We start from the raw sequence: 17,600 nt of genomic DNA on the forward strand, positions 1-17,600 counted from the left end.
ATGCTGCACACCGTAATGGCGCAATCAGCGGCTCACCAGGGCGTCGACGCTATGCGTCGTCCTTGGAGATCATCTTGATCGTCTCCATTTCCCAGCCGCCACCCTCGGCAGCGATCTGAGCAACCACCTTCGCCTCGGCGTCAGCTTTGTGGTCACCCTGCACCTCTACCTCGCGAGTAGCGGTTGCACGGAGCATTGCAGTGAAAGAAGCCATACCTGAATCATGCTGCCGAATAGAGGCAAAGGCAAAACCGGTTCGTGGGGCAAACGTGGGGCAAACCTCGCGTTTTATTTGAGTTCCCATGAATCTTCGTGAATCTCGATATGCCCAAAAGGGCTTGAAATCACAGGGGAAAGCCCCACTGATGGCTCCCTATGCAGCCCTATGAATCTCCATGACTTCCCCCGCTAAACCCACTCATAATCCGTCGGTCGCGGGTTCAAGTCCCGCACGCCCCACGTTCCGCCGCCCTGGGTTTGCCCTTGGCTGGGTTGGTTCTCGCTTGCCGCGGCGCACCGAGGGGTTCCAGTCCCGCACCCTATGGATATAGCGGAGCGGTTGCCATCGCAATTGGCATTCCCCAGGGGCAGAGAAGAACCGCATGAAGCTCCACCCCAATATCGAGCTTTAGCGTAGTGTCCGCAGGTGCAGACAACTCGGATAATCTAACGAGTGGTTATCCGTCTACTCCCATGCTCCGTGATTGCGAGGTTGAAATGAATCGTGTCATTCGATTTTTTCCAGACGATGGTAATCCCTGGCCGCTATGGGAAACCGGGACAGAGGCATATATGCAGACGCCCGAAGCGCTTGGACTCTCGTTGTCGCTAACGAATGAACTGCGCGTTTGGACGGATTTCTGGCTAGAGCATTTTAGTTTTGGCTGGGATTCCCCTGCGAATCATCAAGCCCATCTTGATCAGGCCGAGATCCTTTCCAGCCGTCTTGAAATCGAACTGTCAGGTATCGCTGTGGTCGCTTTTGAGGTGTTCTAGACGATACCTCGAATTTCAGCTGGACGTTGTTGACTGTTACTGAGTTCAATCACGTTTCCTGGCGAGGCGAATTATTGCGATGCGGGTAGCGGGCCTCTCTACCAGCTGAACGAATCGCAGCGACTAGCGTTTGTGTTGCGTTCTCTGGACAGGACCGCAGTTTATCCGTCTTTTTTGAATCAACTGCGACGATTACATCGCGACGAGAAGGCACAGTAAACGAACCCTACTACCGACGAGCCTGCCGGGCAGTATTTCGTCGGGAGAAGTGCGACCACGTTAGTGGTCATCGATGATGCTCGTCTGTTGGGAACCAGGAGGAGATCTTGCGCTGGGTTGGAATCGATCATCCTCTGTCGATCATCCTCTGTAGGTGAGCCCACGTCTAGAAAATGACGACGCTGGAACGGATCTTGTGCCGATACTGCTCTGACCAACGTACTTTGCTGTTGATCAGATAGGTGCTGAGATCACGACTATTTGCCTCGTGCAGATCTGCATGAATCCTGTTGAATCGTTGTGTGTTGCCCGTCCTCCGAATGATGGTTCCTTCGGATTACCCGGCTCATGCCAATAGTCTCGAAACGGGTCAGCACCTGGTCTCACTCGAGTATCGGGCACCACGCTGCTTTTCGCGGCTCTCATCTTTTCCCACGGAGGGGCTCCCGTTCTTGACCACGTTGCCGAGCCGCCATAATGGAGGTGGCCGCGAGGGCTCTGTCGTTGATCATTCCACAGGCGGCACCGAGTCCCACCGTTGCGCTTGAGGTTGCCCCTGGCGCTTTCCAGCGTTCGCGGCAGAAAGGAATAGTGCAGATGGGTGGCTTTCTGAGGATTGACCCGGCGACGCACACCAGCGCTCCCGAACTGCGCAGGATAGGCGCAAGCACCTACCGTGAGCACTTCGCTTCAATCTGGTCACCGGCCGCGCTGGAAAACTACCTGGCCGATCAGTTCGACGAGGTTCGAATTGCAACGGAGATTCGGTCAGGGCGCACTTGCTACCTCGTAGCCACGCTCGGCCCAGCAGCTGATGCAGATCTTCCGATGGACACACAGCGCCGAGTCGTTGGCTACTGCAAGGTTAATTTCGACAGACCTGATCCGGTCAATGGCATTGCCGGAATGGAGCTCGAAAAGATCTATCTTGCCCCGGAATCGACAGGTCGAGGATACGGTGCAGCACTGATGGGTGCTGTCTTCGACCTTGCAAATTCGCGCAAACAACTCACCGTGTGGCTTGACGTTCTCCAAACCAACGTGGCCGGGCGGCGAATGTATGAGCGGAGCGGCTTCACTGTGATCGGCGAGCAACCGTTTGCAACAGATATCCAGACGATTGGATTCTGGGTCATGAGGGCCAGCCGGGCGAGCGGTATCACCCGGGAAGGATAGATCATCCTGCGTTGAGTTTGTGCCTCGCGTTCCTGCACGGCAGAGCAGCGTCGCACGAAAAAGGTTGTGTGTGGTCACGATTTCCAAGTCGGGAAAACCCTGAGTCATGCGGTATTCGCTGAGATGACCATGCGCTTCAGCGCAGACAATCGATGCTTGTTCGCCGCCGAGATTCACAAACTTGAGCGACTTTTCACAGATTGCACAAGAGAGTTCATAAGTACTGCGAGAAGAAAAAGCGACTGCTCACGAAGATGCGTGAAATGCAAGGTGACCCGCCAGCAATCACCGAACTTGCGGTTGTGCTCCAGGCGAGCGGCGACGTAATAGATTGCAGCAGAAGTTCTCTTAACCATTAGGTGCTGCCCTGAGCAGATGGTCCATGGTTCTCACTTGCCGAAGGACAACGATGCTCGCAACCATAGGGGGCGCTAAACAACAGCATCTGGTGCCGACCAGTTCCTGAGCAGGGGAGACCTGCACCTTACCGAATTGAGATCGAGGACTTGAACTTTGGAGAATCCCCTGGCGGAACCTGGCACAGCAGCGCATGGTTCCCGCGCCAAAAAGAACGTTAAATTGGAGAAGACGGTGATTCTCATCGTGAGCATCGTTGTGACGGGTGCTCTTCTCTGGGTGCTTGTGTCCGAACATATTCCAACGCTGCTTTTCCCCGGTCAAGAAAAGTGCGTCACCGTTTCAGTCGATGAGCGAAACCTCGAATCAACTGTGCGTGCTCACGTGAGTCCTGGTTCGTTCGCAGGGCTCAGGGTCGAAGGACCAGGCGCGGCGAGCACCTCCAAACCTGGTTGGGGCGATGGAGACTGGGTTTACAGCTTTCGTGGAGCGATGGCCGGCCCGAATACGGTTTGCTTCACCAATCTCACGGATCACATCATCTTCGAACGGCTGACGGTTTACGCCAATAACTGAGGCGAGTGGTCGTTTTGTTCTTCGAACGTTGCGTGAGTTTTTACGAATCGTGACATGAGTAAACTCGCCTGAACCTGTGGCAAATGGCGCTTACGAAGGCCCACCATAGAGGACGCGATCCTGCATCTGCCAAGTTGTTCGTGCGAGCAATTTCGGAGCTCGTTATAGATGCTGTCGCTGAGCAACTCCCTTTTCCAGACAACACGTTTGCAGCTGCTCGCGCGTCATTCACAGCTCATCAGCGGCGGGACCTACACACAGGGCCAGGGGGAGGCCGCAGCAAGGATGATATTGTTCGGCGCCTCCTCAGGCGGGTTCCCATGCCTTCAGGACGCTCGTCACGATTGTGCTGTCCGCTGCCTGGTCTTCTTGATGCGGATGCTCCGGTGCGACGTGGGTGCAAGCCTTGCTCTGACGTGTGATCTCCATTGGCATCGCGGTCAGCGGCACCGGGCTCCGCAGTGCCGGGACCCGCAGCGCCGGGATAACCGGGCCTCGTATCGATCGCGAGTTGGTTGAGCGTCCTGTCTGCATCCTGGAAGCTTGGCAATTCTAGGACGCGGTGATAGTTTATTAATGCTCGTAAATTTGCCAGCCTGGTCAATGAGTGACTTGTTGCACAGCGGGCACCGGCTTGACGATCTAGCCTGTCGACCGTCTTGACTTCGTCCGATTGTGTGAGGTTTGTGCTGCGTCTGGAGGGCGAGCCAGCGGCACATATTGTGCTTTTCATGCTGTGCAAATTTGAGGTCGCGTGGGAGTGACAACGGAGCCATCCGGGGCATGGCCTGCGTCATGTGGGGGAGGCTGAACGTCCTCAGAGACGGCACGTGTTTTGTTATTGGGAAGCTGACGCGGCTGAACAGAGTGTGTGTCACGTTGAGAGAAGGAAAAGAAATGCGCAAACCGTTTGGTACCAGTTCTCGATCCTCGGTTATTCGACCCGTACTTGTCCTCGCAGTTATCGGTGTGATGACGCTTTCCGGTTGCGCGGCGAGCGATTCGGCGCAACCACAACAGTCGGCATCCGTTCAACCGTCTGCGCCGCCAACACCGAACGCATCAAACCCGGATGTGGCCGAGACCCCCGGCCTTGTCAACAAAACCGCTGAAACCACGGCTGAGACCACAGTCGAGTTCAGGGTCACCGGCGATGCCGGTACGGCGCTGGTCCGAAACGTGGTCGTGCTGACGGATGCCGATTCAAACGGTGATACCACCAAGCACGACCTGCCGTGGAGCGAGACCGTTACGCTGACGGCGGCGGAAACCGAAGGGTTTCATAAGCTGGTGTTGTTTGCAAAAAATGTCGACGGCGAACGGGGCAACATCTCGTGTGAGATTACCGTGAACGGCGAAGCAGTAGCGGCCGAGCAGACGACCGGGTTTCAGCCGGTGACCTGCCTATACGTATCCAACTAGGATCTCCGCTGCGCCATGTTGCGATGCTGCTCTCAATCAGGTCGACGCTGTTTGCGCGATTACGGCAACTCTGGTTGGAAGAAGCGTTCATCGGTTTGGGGGTCGTAGACCGCCATTCCCGCAGCATTCATGACATCGATGATGGTGTTCCAGTCATCACCAGTGACATCGCCATAGGCGGAGACCGAGACCAGCTGTGATGACCAGCCAAGGTCAAAGGCGCCACCTGACTGTCGTTGGAGCATGATCTGTATTGGTGTGTGAGACTCAACCGCGAACCCCTGCAGCGATCCGAGTACGCTCGATTGCAGCGTACTCAAATCGAGTTCGCTCACGCCTGCGACATGACCAGTCCAAAGCCTATCGAGCAGCGCGCTCGGCGTATCAGTGATGGAATCGTCCTGTCGCCAAAAATAGAGGTCATAACTCATACGCTCATTCTAAAGGGCGTCGTTCAGGACAGCTGCCGTGGCCGGAGCTTCTGGCTCAGACGATCACTGATCGAGCTCAGGATGTTGGCGGCCCCGGTTGGGGCCGCTCGGCCGCTAGTTGCTCGCTTGGCGCGCACCTCTGCGCACGGCAATCCAGGCGAAAAGTGCCCCGAGTGGCAACAGCACAACAGGAGCCCAGGCCCAGACGATGGCGGCTCCTCGCAAATGGCCGTTGGAATCTCTGGTGGCGAAGAAGAGCTCAAAGAAGCTCATTCCAGGGTTATCGCGGAGAGACACAACGGTGAACATGATGTTGAGCAGGAGGAAAAACAGGCCCAATCCAAGGAGCGTGACCGCCGCCTTGGTGGTTTTGGGCTGGTGGCGATTTATGAACAGGGAAGACAAGGCTCTGCTTTCGATTGTGCGGAAGACTGAAGGGCTGGCACGACAGGCATACATACCCGTACAACGTGACCGTCGTGACGTCATCAATCACAGCGGTTTTGTTGTTGCCCTTCGTTAAGAGGGCAACGCCGGCCAAATCTTACGCAAAGCGATTGAGACAAACTCAGGCGGCTGGCCGATGCCCAATCGCGTGACGCGAGTTTGGTCTCCGTCGTGAACGACTCTGGAACACGACGGAGACCAAGCCTCAGCAGCGGATGTCTGCAGCGCTTATGCCCGACGCCCCATGCGTGCGGCGGTCAGCATCAGGCCGCCGAGCGCAACAATCAGTAGCGCGAGACCCATTGCTTCTTGGGTCGCGATCCCGGTGACGGCGAGACCGTCCGCTTGACTCGGCGCTGCGTTGCGGTTCGCTGATCCGGAGACGATTGCCCCATTCTCGCCCGTGACAACGGGGTCGGTTCCGGTGCCGCCTGTGTTTGCCGCAACGATTGTGACTGCATCCCAACCGATGAGCTGGTTGTCCGCGCCGTACACGGCAACCTTATGCCCGCCAATTGCGGAGGCCGGAATCCTGACCTGAACCGTTGAAGTCGCCGAAACGGTTGGTGTTCCGAGCGAGAGCGGCTCGGAGAACAGGAAAACCTTGACCTCGTTCCCAACGTGCTGATCATCGAGGGTCACGCTGATTGTGCTGCCAGCAGTGGCCGTCTTTGGCACGGATACCTCGCCTCGGGTTGCTTCCGTGAGTTCTGCCTCGTCTGGCACAAACTCAGCGCTCGGCTGCTCGATGAGTTGCAGTGCTGCCCACACATCGTTACTGCGATCGGTCCACGTGTTGTCCCCGCTGACGCCGTCGTTTGATCGGTTGTAGCTGCCAACCCCGTAGGTGCCCGTTGGATCAAGGACGCCCGCTGGAATTGTGGCGGTCATTGAGAAGGTGCCGTTTTGGCGAAGCAATTGGCCCTGCCCAAGGTTCGTGTCGCCTACCCAGGTGCCCAGCGAATAGGTGATGCCGTCGATGCGCGTGAGCCCGCCCGTTCCTGGCTGCCAGTCACTCGCATCGAAGAGGGCAACATCCAGGAACGACTGGATATTTGGAGCAGCCTCAGACCACGCAGGGACGCTGAATCCGGCGCCAACGATCGTGACGGTCGTTTCGGTTGTGGCATCCACTGGTCCATCTGTCACGGCGGCGAGTTGCGGGCCGGAACCGTTTGCGGGGAGTACCGTCAGCCTGACGGGGTCGGAAGCGATGGTTGCGCCGGGGGAGCCCAAATCGCGGCCTTCGCTGCTCGACGCGGAGGCGCGGATCAGCGCGCCGTCCTGATTGGCGGTCGTCTGCGGAATCAGAAACGTGCTGGCAGCGGTGCTCGCCCCCTCTGTTCCCGGAATCACCTGCCAGGTTGCGCCGTCGTCATAGCTTATCTCCACGCGGTTTTTGGCTTGGATTGCCGAGGGGAACCCCGCGGGAATGGCAACGAGCCGGGCCGGATATCCAGAGAATGTAATGACCGAGGCTGGTTGGCTGTTGAACTGTAGTGCTTTGAAATCGCTTGTCAGGGTCATAACCGGGAGCGAGATGGCGGTACCGTCGGCATTGGTTGCGACCAGGCGGACGTATTTTGCGTTCCAGGCTGCGGATGCGGTGAACGAGAGAGTTTCGGAGTTCTGTCCTTGGATTGCCTCGTACGCGCCTTTGCTACTGCTGGTCAGTGAGCGCTCCCACTGGAGGGAATCGGCGTTTGATGCGGCAGCCGTTACCGTGACGGACCGGCCGTTGATCACCGGCTGAGTGACCTGCACCTTTGTCTGCGCTGTGATGACGGGAGGAGTCGCCTTCGTGATCACTTCGGGTGCACCATCGAACTGCACGGTGAAGGCCGAGGCTCCCTTTGACGCATCGGCTGCCCCTGCGCTGCTGTACCAGTATGAGGAAAGGCCGGAGCGAATGTGAAAGTCGACGACGGACTGTGGCCAGGATCCCCAGCCCTCGACCGTCCGGTTTTGTGGCACCCCTCCGTCCACCGGCACGGTAACTTCGACTCCCGCGTAGTCGGGCTGCACAACGATGCCATGCTCGGTCACGGTGACCGCTGGGAACGTTGCGAGGGTGACGCGCTCCTTCTCAAGGGGAATCAGGACATCGGGATTCTCCATAGACGAGCCGAATCCGCCAAGCGTTGCCGCCAGCGTTCCCGTACCCGACGCGTCAACGTTGAGGCTGAGTTGGCTCATTGACCAGGGAACAAGGCCTCCGTATGCATTTGCGACGATCGCGCCGTCCCACGCGATCGTGGCTTCGCCCGTGCGGGTGTCGGCGGTGCCGGTTCCGTTGGTGAGGAGCATGAGCTGTGTGTAGGACGAGCCGGAGGCACCACTGCATTTTGTTGCTTCAGAGCTGAGGACCAAACCTGAACCTGAGTCGTGGACGACGTGGGCGTTGCCTCGCTCGGCCGCATAGGAGAGCTGTTCGCCCGCTGAGAAATAGTTACACGTGCTATTGGCGGGGTTGCCACCCTGGTACTGTCCGTTCACGCCCCAGAGGAATGACGCCTTGGTGACGGTGGTCGCCCCGCTGTTCTCTGCTGATGCTGCCGTTGTTGTGGTGAGGCCTCCTGCGGTGAGCAGTGCGATGAGTGCCGCGGCGAGCATCCCCTTCGCCCTCGTACGTTGTTGTCTCATGAATGCGGTGCTCCTTCGAATTGTTGGGAACGCGCGTTTGAGCGTTTCTGCGCGCGCCAAAGCGTGTTGAGAGAACCCGGCCGACGGATCGATGCGGCGGGTGATTCGGAGGGAATGTTGTGAGTAAGGCAAGCCTCAGTGCAATACCATAGCATAAGGTTAGGCAAACCTTACTTGCTGGGTTGTGGGTGTTGCCGTGGGTTGGGTCGGAATCAACGCTCGAGTGCGGTCGAGGTTGGTTGTTACCCTTCTGCTGCCCGCTGTTGAATGGCTCGTATTGTCTGCTGCGCCCAGGCCCAGATCGAGGGGTCCGTGAGCTCAAGTGAGCCGTGTACGTAAAGAAATACGCGGCCATGAACAATTTCAAGGTCAGCAGGGCGCCGGGCAAGCTGGTGAAGAAGCTCATCGCTGACAAATGTGCTGGCGGCAGTGCGGTCACTCGGACGCGCCCACAACCTAAATTCCGCCCCGTCTGGCGCAGATCGGTGAGTGGGGATGAGTGCTTCGAAGGGGTTGGTAATGCCGTCGTTGAATGCGCCATTATTCGTTATCGCGTCGAGCAAGAGTGGGGGAGCCGATCCGGCGATCGGGGCTGTCACATAGCCCCAGCCCCAAACGATACGGGTGCCCCGGTATCCGATGGTCGCGTAGCTGTAGTTGGCGGCCTCGAAGGAATCGTCTCGTTGTCGGATGACGTCGTGGGCGACACGTTCCTGGCCTCGTGTGAAGATGCGGCCGGTGTAGGTCAGCTCTGATGCGGTTGGAACGTAGAGCAGGTCATTATCGTCTGCGAATTGCTGGAGCCGAAATCGCTGCTCCGGTTCTGCTCTGACCTGCCTTGCCGCAGTGAACACAACGAGGACGCAGGCGCTGATGGTCGCGAGAGCAATGACGGTGGCGAGGATGCCCCAAACGATTCCCTGTTCCAGTGCGAGGATCCCGAAGAGAATGGAGGTGGGAATGCCGATCATGAGGATGACTGCGATGGCGAAGCCAACGTTGAACCACGACGGCCGAGCCCGAATGCCAGCATTGCGTTCGAGTCCGCGGGCGTGCGCCCTGATCTCAGCTGGGCTGGCCGGGGCCGTGAGTGAGCGTGTGTCGAAGGGTTGAGGGATGCCTGAGCTGTGTGAGGTCGTGGCCGAGGCGCCTTCCCCTGAGGTTGTCGGTTGGGCTGGCGCGGTCGTGTTAACGGCGCAAACGTGGACCTTCATCCTATGTGACGGCGTAGGTGCCGCTGCCCGCCAAGCGTGACAAATACGGCTCTCGTGTGGCCTGGTGGCCGTGCGTGGGGTGCGACACCTTGCACCCCACGCCCGGCTATTCTTCGTTTTGTAGCGTGTCTTCGTTGAGTTTCGAGAGCAGCTCGGCAAACGCCTCAACCTCGCTGAGTTTCCAGCAGCGCAGCGTGTGCAGCACCCGTTCCTGTGGCCGGTTGCGGCCGTCCGTCAGGGCGGTGATTGCTTTTGGCGTGGCTGAGAGGATGCGCCCCCGCCCATCAAGCGGATCAGCGGCGGTCTCAACGAGGCCAAGCGATTCGAGCATCCGAAGCTGGCGGCTCACGACGCTCTTATCGGTCTCAAGGAGCGTGGCGAGGTCGCCGGCATTCATTGGGCCTCGTCTCGCAAGGATGCTGACCATCTTGTAGCCGAACGGCTGCAGGCCGGGATCAATGCTGATCGCGGCTTCTCTCCACGCGGTTTTCGCCCGATTGAAGAGCAGGCTGAACTGCTCTTCAATCGTGGCGATTGCCGGATCGTTGAGCCGGGGCTCTTGGTTTGTGCTGCCCATCGGAGCGCCTAGTTACGGCTCGAGCCCTGGCCCTCGTGCGGGGGCGTTGGGTTAGACAGGCCTACCGGTGGCAGCGCAACGGATGCCGTGCTGACGTCGATGAGTATGTCTTCGACCTCTTCGATCTCATCCTGTAGTTTCTCGGCGGCAGTTTCGGTGGGAACGCTGCCGTTGCTGGCTGCGCCCTTCTCCGTGTTTGCTCTTTGGATGGCGCTCAGCGTGCCAAGTTCCTGTTTGGGGAGGAATGCGACGGCGATGAGCGTCACAACGGCGAGGGGCACGGCGGTGAGGAATACCGCGCCGATTCCGTTGCCGTATGCCGACTCAACAACGATCCGAAGGAAGTCGGGAAGCTCGGCAATTTTGGGGATCGTGCCGTCGCCGAGTGCCTTGCCTGCCGCCATTTGCTGTTCTGGCTGCAAGCCGGCGATGCTCTCCGTGATGTTGCTCGCAACCACGTTGCCGAGGATGGCGCCCATCGCTGAGACCCCGATGGTTCCACCGAGGCTCCTGAAGAAGGTTACGGCGCTTGTTGCGACGCCCATGAACTTGACCTCGATCGAGTTCTGAACGACCAGCACAAGGTTCTGCATGAGCATTCCAACACCAGCGCCGAGCGTGAACATGGAGACTCCAACAAAGAAGAAGTTGGTGTCATAGTGCAGCGTGCTGAGCAGGAGGGACCCAATGATCATGAACACCGAGCCGACGAGCATGTAGGGCTTCCACTTGCCAAAGCGGCTGATGAGCTGGCCAACGATGGTCGAGGCGATGAGCAGTCCACCCATCATGGGGATGGTGAGCAGGCCGGATTCCGTTGGTGTCGCACCGCGGGCGAGCTGCATGTATTGGCTGAGGAAGACGGAGGTTCCAAACATGGCGACGCCGGTCGAGATGCTCGCAATAACCGAAAGGGTGAACGTGCGGTTCTTGAACATTGAGAGCGGGATCATTGGCTCTTCTGCCTTGAGCTCTGCCCAGACTGCGAGCAGGAGCAGGAGCGCGGCGCCGCCGACCATGGCCCATGAGGTTGTCGAGTTCCACTCGAACTGGCTGCCGCCGAAGCTGACCCAGAGCAGAAGCACTGAGATGCCGGCCGAGATGAGAACAATGCCGAGGTAGTCAATCTTGACCTTGCGTGCGGCGCGCTTTGGTAGGTGCAGTGTGAACTGCAGGAGCAGCAGTGCCGCAATCGCGATTGGAAGCGCTACGAAGAAGTTCCAGCGCCAGCCGAGGCTGTCGGCAATAACGCCGCCGAGCAGTGGGCCACCGATGGTACCAACGGCCATGACCGCCCCAAAGAGGCCAGCGTACTTACCGCGTTCGCGGGGGCTGATGATGTCGGCCATAACGATCTGGCTGAGGGCTGCGAGTCCACCCGCGCCGAGGCCTTGGAAGACACGCATGGTGATGAGCATGGTGGTGTCTTGCGAGAATCCGGCGATGGCCGAGGCTACAACAAAGATGATGAGCGCGAGCTGGAGCAGGACCTTGCGGTTGAAGAGGTCAGCGAGCTTGCCCCAGATGGGCGTGCTGACGGTTGTCGCGAGCAGGGTCGCGGTAACCACCCAGGTGAACGAGGACTGATCGCCGCCGAGGTCGGAGATGATCATGGGGAGCGAGGTGCTCACCACGGTCGAGGCGATCATTGACACAAACATGCCGAGGAGGAGGCCGGAGAGGGCCTGCAACACCTGGCGGTGCGTCATTGGCGCGGTGTGTGGCTCACTCACGCCGGTGGGGGTGGAATCTGGACGAGACATTAAGCTCCTTTAATCATTGACAAACATCAACTATATGGAATTGGTTGACATTGGTCAAGTAGAGCTTTGGTCAATCTGCTGGTCAACATGGCCTCACGCGCTGCGGCGACAGGGCATGAGCGTTCGTGCGATACAGTCGATGGAATGAGCGCCAACACCAACACCGCCCTGTCCGCCGAGACCGAAGTTGCCAACCTTCTGTCGAACATGTACGGCGGGTACCTCGCCGGGGACCCGAGCATCATCGACGGCCTGTTGGCCCCAGAGTTTACGATGTTTGATTCGGCAAGCCACGACCTCATCGTTGGTCATGGTGATCTTGCCGCCGTCCGTGCAGCACGCGGCCCGGTCAACCCAAATCAGCGCGAAACCGACCTGGTCGTGCACGACCTTCGCGTGTTTGCGCGCGGAGAGCACCTCATCGCATGCTTCATCCTTGAGGTGAAGTTTGAGGATGCAGCTGGAACGCCCCTCGCCTCGGAGCGTGCCAGAAACACCGCGTTGTTCACCCGCATTGATGGGGACCTTCGTCTGACGCACATCCACGAGGACGTGTGGCAGCAGGGCGGGACCGCGCAGGCCTAAGCCGGCGTCGGCTGCAGCTCGCGTTTGTCTGATCGGTTATGTTCGGCCCGCCGTGCGCGCTGCGCCGCTGGGTCTGCAACCGGGGCACTCGCAAGGAGTGCCTTTGTGTACTCATGTTGGGGTGCTGAAAGGATACGCTCGGTCGCTCCCTGCTCAACGATCGCACCGTCGCGGAGCACCACAACGCGATCGCATAACCGGTCGATGACGGCAAGATCATGACTAATGAACAGGCAAGAGAAACTCCACTCGCTGTGGAGCGCACTCAGCAAATCTAAGATTTCGGCCTGGACCGAAACATCGAGTGCCGAGGTCGGTTCGTCGGCGATCAGAAGCTCGGGGCGAAGCGCGAGCGCTCGCGCGATGGCCACGCGCTGCTTTTGGCCTCCGGAGAGTTCGTGGGGAAAGCGACTGTGCCACGAAGCTGGAAGGCGAACCAGGTCGAGCAACTCGGCCACCCGCCGTGATTCTTCTGCGCGGTTTCTGCGGCCGGTTGCGCTGAACGGCTCGGCAATGCTGCTGCCAATGGTCCGGCGTGGGTCAAGTGAACCAGAGGGGCTCTGAAACACAACGCCTATCTGCTGGCGCAGCCTCCGTCGTTCACGATGGCGCGCAGCGTTGAGGTCAACGCCGCCAAGCACAATGCGCCCCTCAGATACGGGGGAGAGCCCAAGCACAGCCTTACCGATGGATGTTTTTCCCGACCCTGATTCGCCAACCAGACCTACGATTGACCCCGGCAGGATGCTGAGGCTGACGGCGTTCACCGATGGGCCGGGTGTTCCGTGGTACCGCACCGTGAGATCGCGGAGCGCAAGCGTTGGACTCGTGACGGATGCGGTGGTGGTCTGAGAATCATCCGCGGATCGCACCGCAGCGATACTGTGCAAGGCGGTGCGATCGATGCCAACAGGGGCTGACGAGACAGCCGAGGCGCCATCCAGTCGCAGATCCTTGGCGCTTGTGCCGGGCGTGAGCACCGCCGCAAGCAATGTGCGAGTGTAGTCAGCCTGTGGTCTGGCAAACAGGTCTTCAACGCTGGCCGTTTCCACGACTTCTCCGTGTCGCATGACAACGACGCGGTCGGCAAGATCCGCAACCACCCCCATATCGTGGGTAATGAGTAAGACGGCCGTTGTGACGCTGATGCGCCGCAGTAGCTCGAGGATTTCACGCTGCACCGTCACGTCGAGGGCGGTTGTTGGCTCGTCGGCAATGAGTATCTCCGGTTCACCGGCCAGCGCGATGGCGATGACAACACGCTGGCATTGCCCACCGGATAGCTGGTGCGGGTATTGCGTGAGCGTTAATTCCGGGTCCTGCAGCTCAACGTCGGCGAGCAGCTTGAGGGCCCGCGCTTGTGCCTCGGCCTTATTCAGCGACGGATGGTGAACCCGAATGGTCTCGATGAGCTGTGAGCCGGCGGTAAACACCGGGTCGAGGGCAGCCGTGGCGTCCTGAAAGACCATAGCGATGGTGCCTCCACGGATTCCCGAGAGCTGCTCTGGGGTCAGGCTGGTCAGCTCGCGCCCGTCGTGCGTAATTGACCCAGCTCGTGTTGCGGTGGTTGGGAGCAGATTCAGCACCGAGAGCGCGGTGACCGATTTGCCGGAGCCGGACTCGCCCACGATGGCGAGCACCTCACCTCGACGCACTGAGAAGCTCACATCCCGCACCGCAACGACCGCCGAATTGCCCTCGGCAGTCGGGACCGGTCGTGCCGCTTCCGCTCCGAAGGTGACTCGCAGGTTACGTACGCGCAGCGCCGGCTCAGTCATTGCTTGACAGCTGCTCGTCGAGGCGGATCAGGGCTATCACGTAGATGCGCAGCCCAGTGATGAGGTTTTGGATTCGGACAAACTCGTCTGGCCCGTGTGCCCCGCCGTGGTGGGCGGGGATGAAGTCGGGTCGTTCGCCGACCGACTCATCCGGAAGGCCCGCGAGGTTTCGGCCGAGGCCAGGCCCAAACGTGATGGCTCGTGGCAGCACGCGAGAGTGCGTCCCTCCGCCCATGGCAAACGGCTCGGCCGTGGCGTCAAGCACGTCGTTGAAGGACTGCTGGAGCAGCGTGACAACCGGGTCCGTCTTCTCAATGTAGAAGGGCTGGGCGTGCTCGTAATCGGCAACGTGCCCGCCAAAACGTGCGGCGGTTTCGGCGATGGCATCAATGATTTCGTTGTGGTCGGCCGTGACGGGGTAACGGATATCGAGGTGGAGGTAGATGCCCCCTTCAGCCAGGCGAATAAGCCCGCCGTTCTGCGTGAGCTGGCCGGAGGCTTCATCTTCGCGTGCCGCCCCTGAGCCGTCTCCGTATGGTGTTGCGAGGATGGTTTCGAGGGCAACTGCTGTTTCGAGGTCGGTGCCGCTCAAGAGGCCGGCCTCAACGAGGGCGGTTGAAAGCACAAGGATCGCGTTGAGGGTGCCTTCCGGAAAAGCCGCGTGCCCTGAGTGCCCGTGGGCAACGATAGTGACTTCTGAGCCGTCGGCAGAGAGATCGAGGAGGTCCCGATAATCAGCTCTTGCCGCCTCCAGTGCCTCGCGAACCTCGTCGAGTGTGGTGTCCGGCAGGACGAGGGTGGCGGATGCCGGGACCGCGTTTTCTGCTACACCCGCCGTGAACCCGGCAAGGGCTGGGCCGGTTGGTAGGAAGACGCGAACGTTGAGGTTACCTTTTTGGGCATAGTTCACGGGGAACGGGCCGTCAGTCACGATCGAGAGTTTGGGGATGGGACCGTTCGTCGCGTAATAAGCGAGGTCGCCCATTCCGATTTCTTCTGCGCCACCATAGATGATGCGCAGGCTGTGCTTGAGTGGGATGCCAAGGTCGCGAAAGAGTCGGAGCAGGTAGAGATCCCCAACAGCGGGACCCTTATTGTCCGATACCCCTCGGCCAATAATGAAGCCGTCGCGCACGATCGGCTGATACGCCTCCAGCGTCCAGTGGTCGCCTTCTGGCACAACGTCGAGGTGGGAGACGAGGCCGATTGCCTGGCTCGCGTCGTCGCCTGCCGTGCCACTCAGTACCGAAATGGCATAGCCATCGTGTTCTTCGACGGCAAAGCCGAGCTCGGCCGCCCGTGCCGCAGCAACCTCAAATACTTTTGCGACGTCTGGCCCAAACGGCGCCCCTGGCGTGGCCTCGTCTGGCCTCGCGGTACTTGGCACGGTTGCCCAGGTCACGATGTCGGCAACGTATTCGTCGTAGTGCTCGGCGATCCAGCCGTCGACGCGTTCGAGGATGGCGAGTTCTTGCTCAGTGAGGTTTGGCATTGGTGCTCTCTTTCGTCGTTGTGATTTCTGCGGTACTGCGTGAATCGATTGGCTGGCGCTTGAAACGGAACCGCCGGGGCCGAAGGTCGTTGAGTGTTGCGTGTGAGCGGGGGTCGAGGTGGGCGCGAAGGGATTCTCCGATGCCGTTGATCGCGAGCACCATGAGCACGATGCAGACGCCTGGCGGAATCCAGAGCCACGGTTCGGTGCCGAGCACCCGCATGCTTTGCGCTGCGGAGAGCATGTTGCCCCAGCTGGGTTCCGGCAGTTTTACCCCAAGCCCGAGAAAGCTGAGGGCCGCTTCGGCGAGGATCCCGTTGGCAACTGCGAGGGTGGCATAGACAAGGATTGGGCCGATGACGTTTGGCAGCAGGTGCCTGGTTACAATCGTGAGGTGCCGCACGCCGAGGATATTTGCGGCCTGTACAAACTCGCGTTTGCGGACAGACATCATCTCGGCTCGCACGAGCCTGGCGAGGCCCGTCCATCCAAGCACTCCGATGATGAGGATGACGTTCCAGACACTTGCCCCGAGCAGGGCCGCGAGGCAGATCGCGATGGCGTAGAACGGAAAGCACATGACCATTTCGGTGATGCGCATGACCGCACCATCGACTGCCCCACCCCAGTATCCGGCGAGTGAACCGAGCGTGATGCCGATGACCAACTGCACCACCACGGCTGCGAGACCAACAAGGACGGAGACACGTCCGCCATAGAGCAGGCGAGAAAAGACGTCGCGACCGAGCTCGTCGGTTCCGAGTAGGTGAGTGCCGTTTGGCACGGTTTCGAGATTACTCAGGTCAATGTCGTTTGGGCCGAACGGGGTGAGGAGCGGTGCAGCAAGCGCCGCTCCAACGATGATGGTCAGCACCGCGACGCTGACGAGGGCGAGCGTATCCGGCCGCCGCTTCGCGCGATTCGTCGCAATCGTCTCCGCGGTCATCTCGCCACCCGCACTCGCGGGTCAACGACGGCGTACAGCACGTCGGCGAGCAGATTGGCAACGAGGGTAATGAGGGCGAGCATCATGATTATTCCCATCAGGAGTGAGTAGTCGCGGTTTTGTACTGCCTCGAAGTTGAGGCGCCCGATGCCCGGCCACGAGAACACCGTTTCCGTCAACAGCGCGCCAGACAGCAGGACCGGTATTTCAAGCGTCAGAATCGTGATGAGCGGTTTTGCGGCGTTTTTCAAACCGTGTTTCCAGATCACGGCGTTTCGGCTGAGCCCTTTTGCATACAGGAGGACAACGAAGTCCTGCCCAAGAATCTCCGACATCCCACCGCGAAGGTAGCGGCTGAAGACGGCGATATTGAGCGACGCAAGAACAACAGCTGGCAGGATGAGGTGGCTGGCAACATCGGCGACACCGGCCAGCCCGGCGGTGCTGACTCCAACGGAGCGCATACCGGAGGCCGGCAGCAGGTGGAGATCAGCCGCAAAAATCTTGATGAGGACCATGCCAAGAAAAAACGTGGGAACCGAAAGTAGCACGAAGCTCACAACGGTGATCGCGTGGTCGCCGCGAAGATTGCGGTGGGTGGCGGCGTAGATTCCGGCCGGAATTGACACAACTAGCGTCAGCGCAAGGGCAGCGGCCGCCAACGTCAGTGTCGCGCCAATCCGGCTGCCGATCACCTGGAGCACTGGTGCTCCATAGTGAATGGAATAGCCAAAGTCGCCGGTCACGGCCCTCCCGAGCCACTTGACGTATTTGACCGCGAGCGGGTCGTAATAGCCGACCCTCTGGAGGAGTTCTTCTTTGACCTCTGGTGGTGCCGATGGGTCGATCATGCTCGCATACGGGTCTCCGGGCTGCAGCGTGATGAGCGCAAAGACGATGACCGAAATGCCAAACAGAACGGGAAGGGCGATGAGCGTGCGTTTGAGTAGAAACAGCTTCATAATTCTCCACGGGGAT

Annotated in this window: 16 protein-coding genes; 6 read left to right on the forward strand and 10 right to left on the reverse strand. The window is 59.6% G+C overall.

Translation table 11 applies throughout. The features are described 5' to 3' along the window. Positions 1-49: 49 nt before the first annotated feature. Positions 50-214, reverse strand: coding sequence for a hypothetical protein (locus FHX76_RS02160; protein WP_167147310.1), 165 nt, complete (start codon positions 212-214; stop codon positions 50-52). Between the two features lie 503 nt (positions 215-717). Here FHX76_RS02160 and FHX76_RS02165 point away from each other — a divergent pair. The 4 genes from FHX76_RS02165 to FHX76_RS02180 all read left to right on the forward strand — a co-directional run bounded on the left by FHX76_RS02165 (position 718) and on the right by FHX76_RS02180 (position 4,746). Then, on the forward strand, positions 718-996 hold the full coding sequence (locus FHX76_RS02165) for a hypothetical protein (RefSeq protein WP_167147313.1): 279 nt from the start codon (positions 718-720) through the stop codon (positions 994-996). An 816-nt stretch (positions 997-1,812) separates the two neighbouring features. Beyond that, the gene (locus FHX76_RS02170; protein ID WP_167147316.1) at positions 1,813-2,391 is read left to right on the forward strand and encodes a GNAT family N-acetyltransferase; all 579 of its coding nucleotides are present in this window, start codon (positions 1,813-1,815) and stop codon (positions 2,389-2,391) included. 591 nt (positions 2,392-2,982) lie between these two features. Beyond that, a complete protein-coding gene (locus tag FHX76_RS02175; RefSeq protein ID WP_167147319.1) occupies positions 2,983-3,324 on the forward strand; it encodes a hypothetical protein in 342 nt (113 codons plus the stop codon). A gap of 897 nt (positions 3,325-4,221) precedes the next feature. After that, the gene (locus FHX76_RS02180) at positions 4,222-4,746 is read left to right on the forward strand and encodes a hypothetical protein (protein WP_167147322.1); all 525 of its coding nucleotides are present in this window, start codon (positions 4,222-4,224) and stop codon (positions 4,744-4,746) included. A gap of 59 nt (positions 4,747-4,805) precedes the next feature. Here the strand turns inward: FHX76_RS02180 and FHX76_RS02185 are convergent, their stop codons facing one another. Further along, complete coding sequence (locus FHX76_RS02185; RefSeq protein WP_167147325.1) at positions 4,806-5,177, reverse strand: hypothetical protein; 372 nt, start codon at positions 5,175-5,177, stop codon at positions 4,806-4,808. Positions 5,178-5,402: 225 nt separating this feature from the next. Between FHX76_RS02185 and FHX76_RS02190 the strand changes: the two genes are divergently transcribed. Then, positions 5,403-5,612 carry a hypothetical protein gene (locus tag FHX76_RS02190; RefSeq protein ID WP_167147328.1) on the forward strand — a complete coding sequence of 70 codons (210 nt, stop codon included), beginning with the start codon at positions 5,403-5,405 and terminating at the stop codon, positions 5,610-5,612. 240 nt (positions 5,613-5,852) lie between these two features. Here FHX76_RS02190 and FHX76_RS02195 read toward each other — a convergent pair whose 3' ends face one another. The 4 genes from FHX76_RS02195 to FHX76_RS02210 form a co-directional block, all read right to left on the reverse strand. Then, positions 5,853-8,267, reverse strand: a complete 2,415-nt coding sequence (locus FHX76_RS02195; RefSeq protein WP_167147330.1) for a hypothetical protein — start codon at positions 8,265-8,267, stop codon at positions 5,853-5,855. Between the two features lie 242 nt (positions 8,268-8,509). Then, entirely contained in the window at positions 8,510-9,481 is a 972-nt protein-coding gene (locus FHX76_RS02200) for a hypothetical protein (protein WP_167147332.1), read from the reverse strand. A 106-nt stretch (positions 9,482-9,587) separates the two neighbouring features. After that, a complete protein-coding gene (locus tag FHX76_RS02205) occupies positions 9,588-10,058 on the reverse strand; it encodes a MarR family winged helix-turn-helix transcriptional regulator (protein ID WP_167147335.1) in 471 nt (156 codons plus the stop codon). An 8-nt stretch (positions 10,059-10,066) separates the two neighbouring features. Continuing rightward, complete coding sequence (locus tag FHX76_RS02210; protein WP_386762156.1) at positions 10,067-11,821, reverse strand: MDR family MFS transporter; 1,755 nt, start codon at positions 11,819-11,821, stop codon at positions 10,067-10,069. 144 nt (positions 11,822-11,965) lie between these two features. Between FHX76_RS02210 and FHX76_RS02215 the strand changes: the two genes are divergently transcribed. Next, entirely contained in the window at positions 11,966-12,406 is a 441-nt protein-coding gene (locus FHX76_RS02215; protein WP_167147337.1) for a nuclear transport factor 2 family protein, read from the forward strand. On the opposite strand, the gene FHX76_RS02220 is transcribed toward FHX76_RS02215, so the two are convergent. Genes FHX76_RS02220 through FHX76_RS02235 form a run of 4 tightly spaced genes read right to left on the reverse strand, consistent with a single transcriptional unit; the run spans position 12,403 to position 17,584 of the window. Then, entirely contained in the window at positions 12,403-14,184 is a 1,782-nt protein-coding gene (locus FHX76_RS02220; RefSeq protein WP_167147340.1) for a dipeptide ABC transporter ATP-binding protein, read from the reverse strand. The two genes, FHX76_RS02215 and FHX76_RS02220, sit on opposite strands and share 4 nt — an antisense overlap. Continuing rightward, positions 14,177-15,676, reverse strand: a complete 1,500-nt coding sequence (locus FHX76_RS02225; protein ID WP_167147343.1) for a Sapep family Mn(2+)-dependent dipeptidase — start codon at positions 15,674-15,676, stop codon at positions 14,177-14,179. Before FHX76_RS02225 ends, FHX76_RS02220 begins: the two co-directional genes overlap by 8 nt. Continuing rightward, positions 15,660-16,622 carry an oligopeptide ABC transporter permease gene (gene opp4C, locus FHX76_RS02230; RefSeq protein ID WP_167147346.1) on the reverse strand — a complete coding sequence of 321 codons (963 nt, stop codon included), beginning with the start codon at positions 16,620-16,622 and terminating at the stop codon, positions 15,660-15,662. The genes FHX76_RS02225 and opp4C overlap by 17 nt, the downstream gene beginning before the upstream one ends. After that, positions 16,619-17,584, reverse strand: coding sequence for an ABC transporter permease (locus tag FHX76_RS02235; RefSeq protein ID WP_167147349.1), 966 nt, complete (start codon positions 17,582-17,584; stop codon positions 16,619-16,621). Before FHX76_RS02235 ends, opp4C begins: the two co-directional genes overlap by 4 nt. Positions 17,585-17,600 lie beyond the last annotated feature (16 nt).

Source organism: Lysinibacter cavernae, from assembly GCF_011758565.1.
Taxonomy (GTDB): domain Bacteria; phylum Actinomycetota; class Actinomycetes; order Actinomycetales; family Microbacteriaceae; genus Lysinibacter; species Lysinibacter cavernae.

Excerpts from the sequence above, each read along its gene's own strand:
- FHX76_RS02160 (WP_167147310.1), bottom strand. The coding sequence starts at position 214 with ATGGCTTCTTTCACTGCAATGCTCCGTGCAACCGCTACTCGCGAGGTA.
- FHX76_RS02165 (WP_167147313.1), top strand. The coding sequence starts at position 718 with ATGAATCGTGTCATTCGATTTTTTCCAGACGATGGTAATCCCTGGCCG.
- FHX76_RS02170 (WP_167147316.1), top strand. The coding sequence starts at position 1,813 with ATGGGTGGCTTTCTGAGGATTGACCCGGCGACGCACACCAGCGCTCCC.
- FHX76_RS02180 (WP_167147322.1), top strand. The coding sequence starts at position 4,222 with ATGCGCAAACCGTTTGGTACCAGTTCTCGATCCTCGGTTATTCGACCC.
- FHX76_RS02185 (WP_167147325.1), bottom strand. The coding sequence starts at position 5,177 with ATGAGTTATGACCTCTATTTTTGGCGACAGGACGATTCCATCACTGAT.
- FHX76_RS02190 (WP_167147328.1), top strand. The coding sequence starts at position 5,403 with ATGGCCGTTGGAATCTCTGGTGGCGAAGAAGAGCTCAAAGAAGCTCAT.
- FHX76_RS02195 (WP_167147330.1), bottom strand. The coding sequence starts at position 8,267 with ATGAGACAACAACGTACGAGGGCGAAGGGGATGCTCGCCGCGGCACTC.
- FHX76_RS02200 (WP_167147332.1), bottom strand. The coding sequence starts at position 9,481 with ATGAAGGTCCACGTTTGCGCCGTTAACACGACCGCGCCAGCCCAACCG.
- FHX76_RS02205 (WP_167147335.1), bottom strand. The coding sequence starts at position 10,058 with ATGGGCAGCACAAACCAAGAGCCCCGGCTCAACGATCCGGCAATCGCC.
- FHX76_RS02210 (WP_386762156.1), bottom strand. The coding sequence starts at position 11,821 with ATGTCTCGTCCAGATTCCACCCCCACCGGCGTGAGTGAGCCACACACC.
- FHX76_RS02215 (WP_167147337.1), top strand. The coding sequence starts at position 11,966 with ATGAGCGCCAACACCAACACCGCCCTGTCCGCCGAGACCGAAGTTGCC.
- FHX76_RS02220 (WP_167147340.1), bottom strand. The coding sequence starts at position 14,184 with ATGACTGAGCCGGCGCTGCGCGTACGTAACCTGCGAGTCACCTTCGGA.
- FHX76_RS02225 (WP_167147343.1), bottom strand. The coding sequence starts at position 15,676 with ATGCCAAACCTCACTGAGCAAGAACTCGCCATCCTCGAACGCGTCGAC.
- opp4C (WP_167147346.1), bottom strand. The coding sequence starts at position 16,622 with ATGACCGCGGAGACGATTGCGACGAATCGCGCGAAGCGGCGGCCGGAT.
- FHX76_RS02235 (WP_167147349.1), bottom strand. The coding sequence starts at position 17,584 with ATGAAGCTGTTTCTACTCAAACGCACGCTCATCGCCCTTCCCGTTCTG.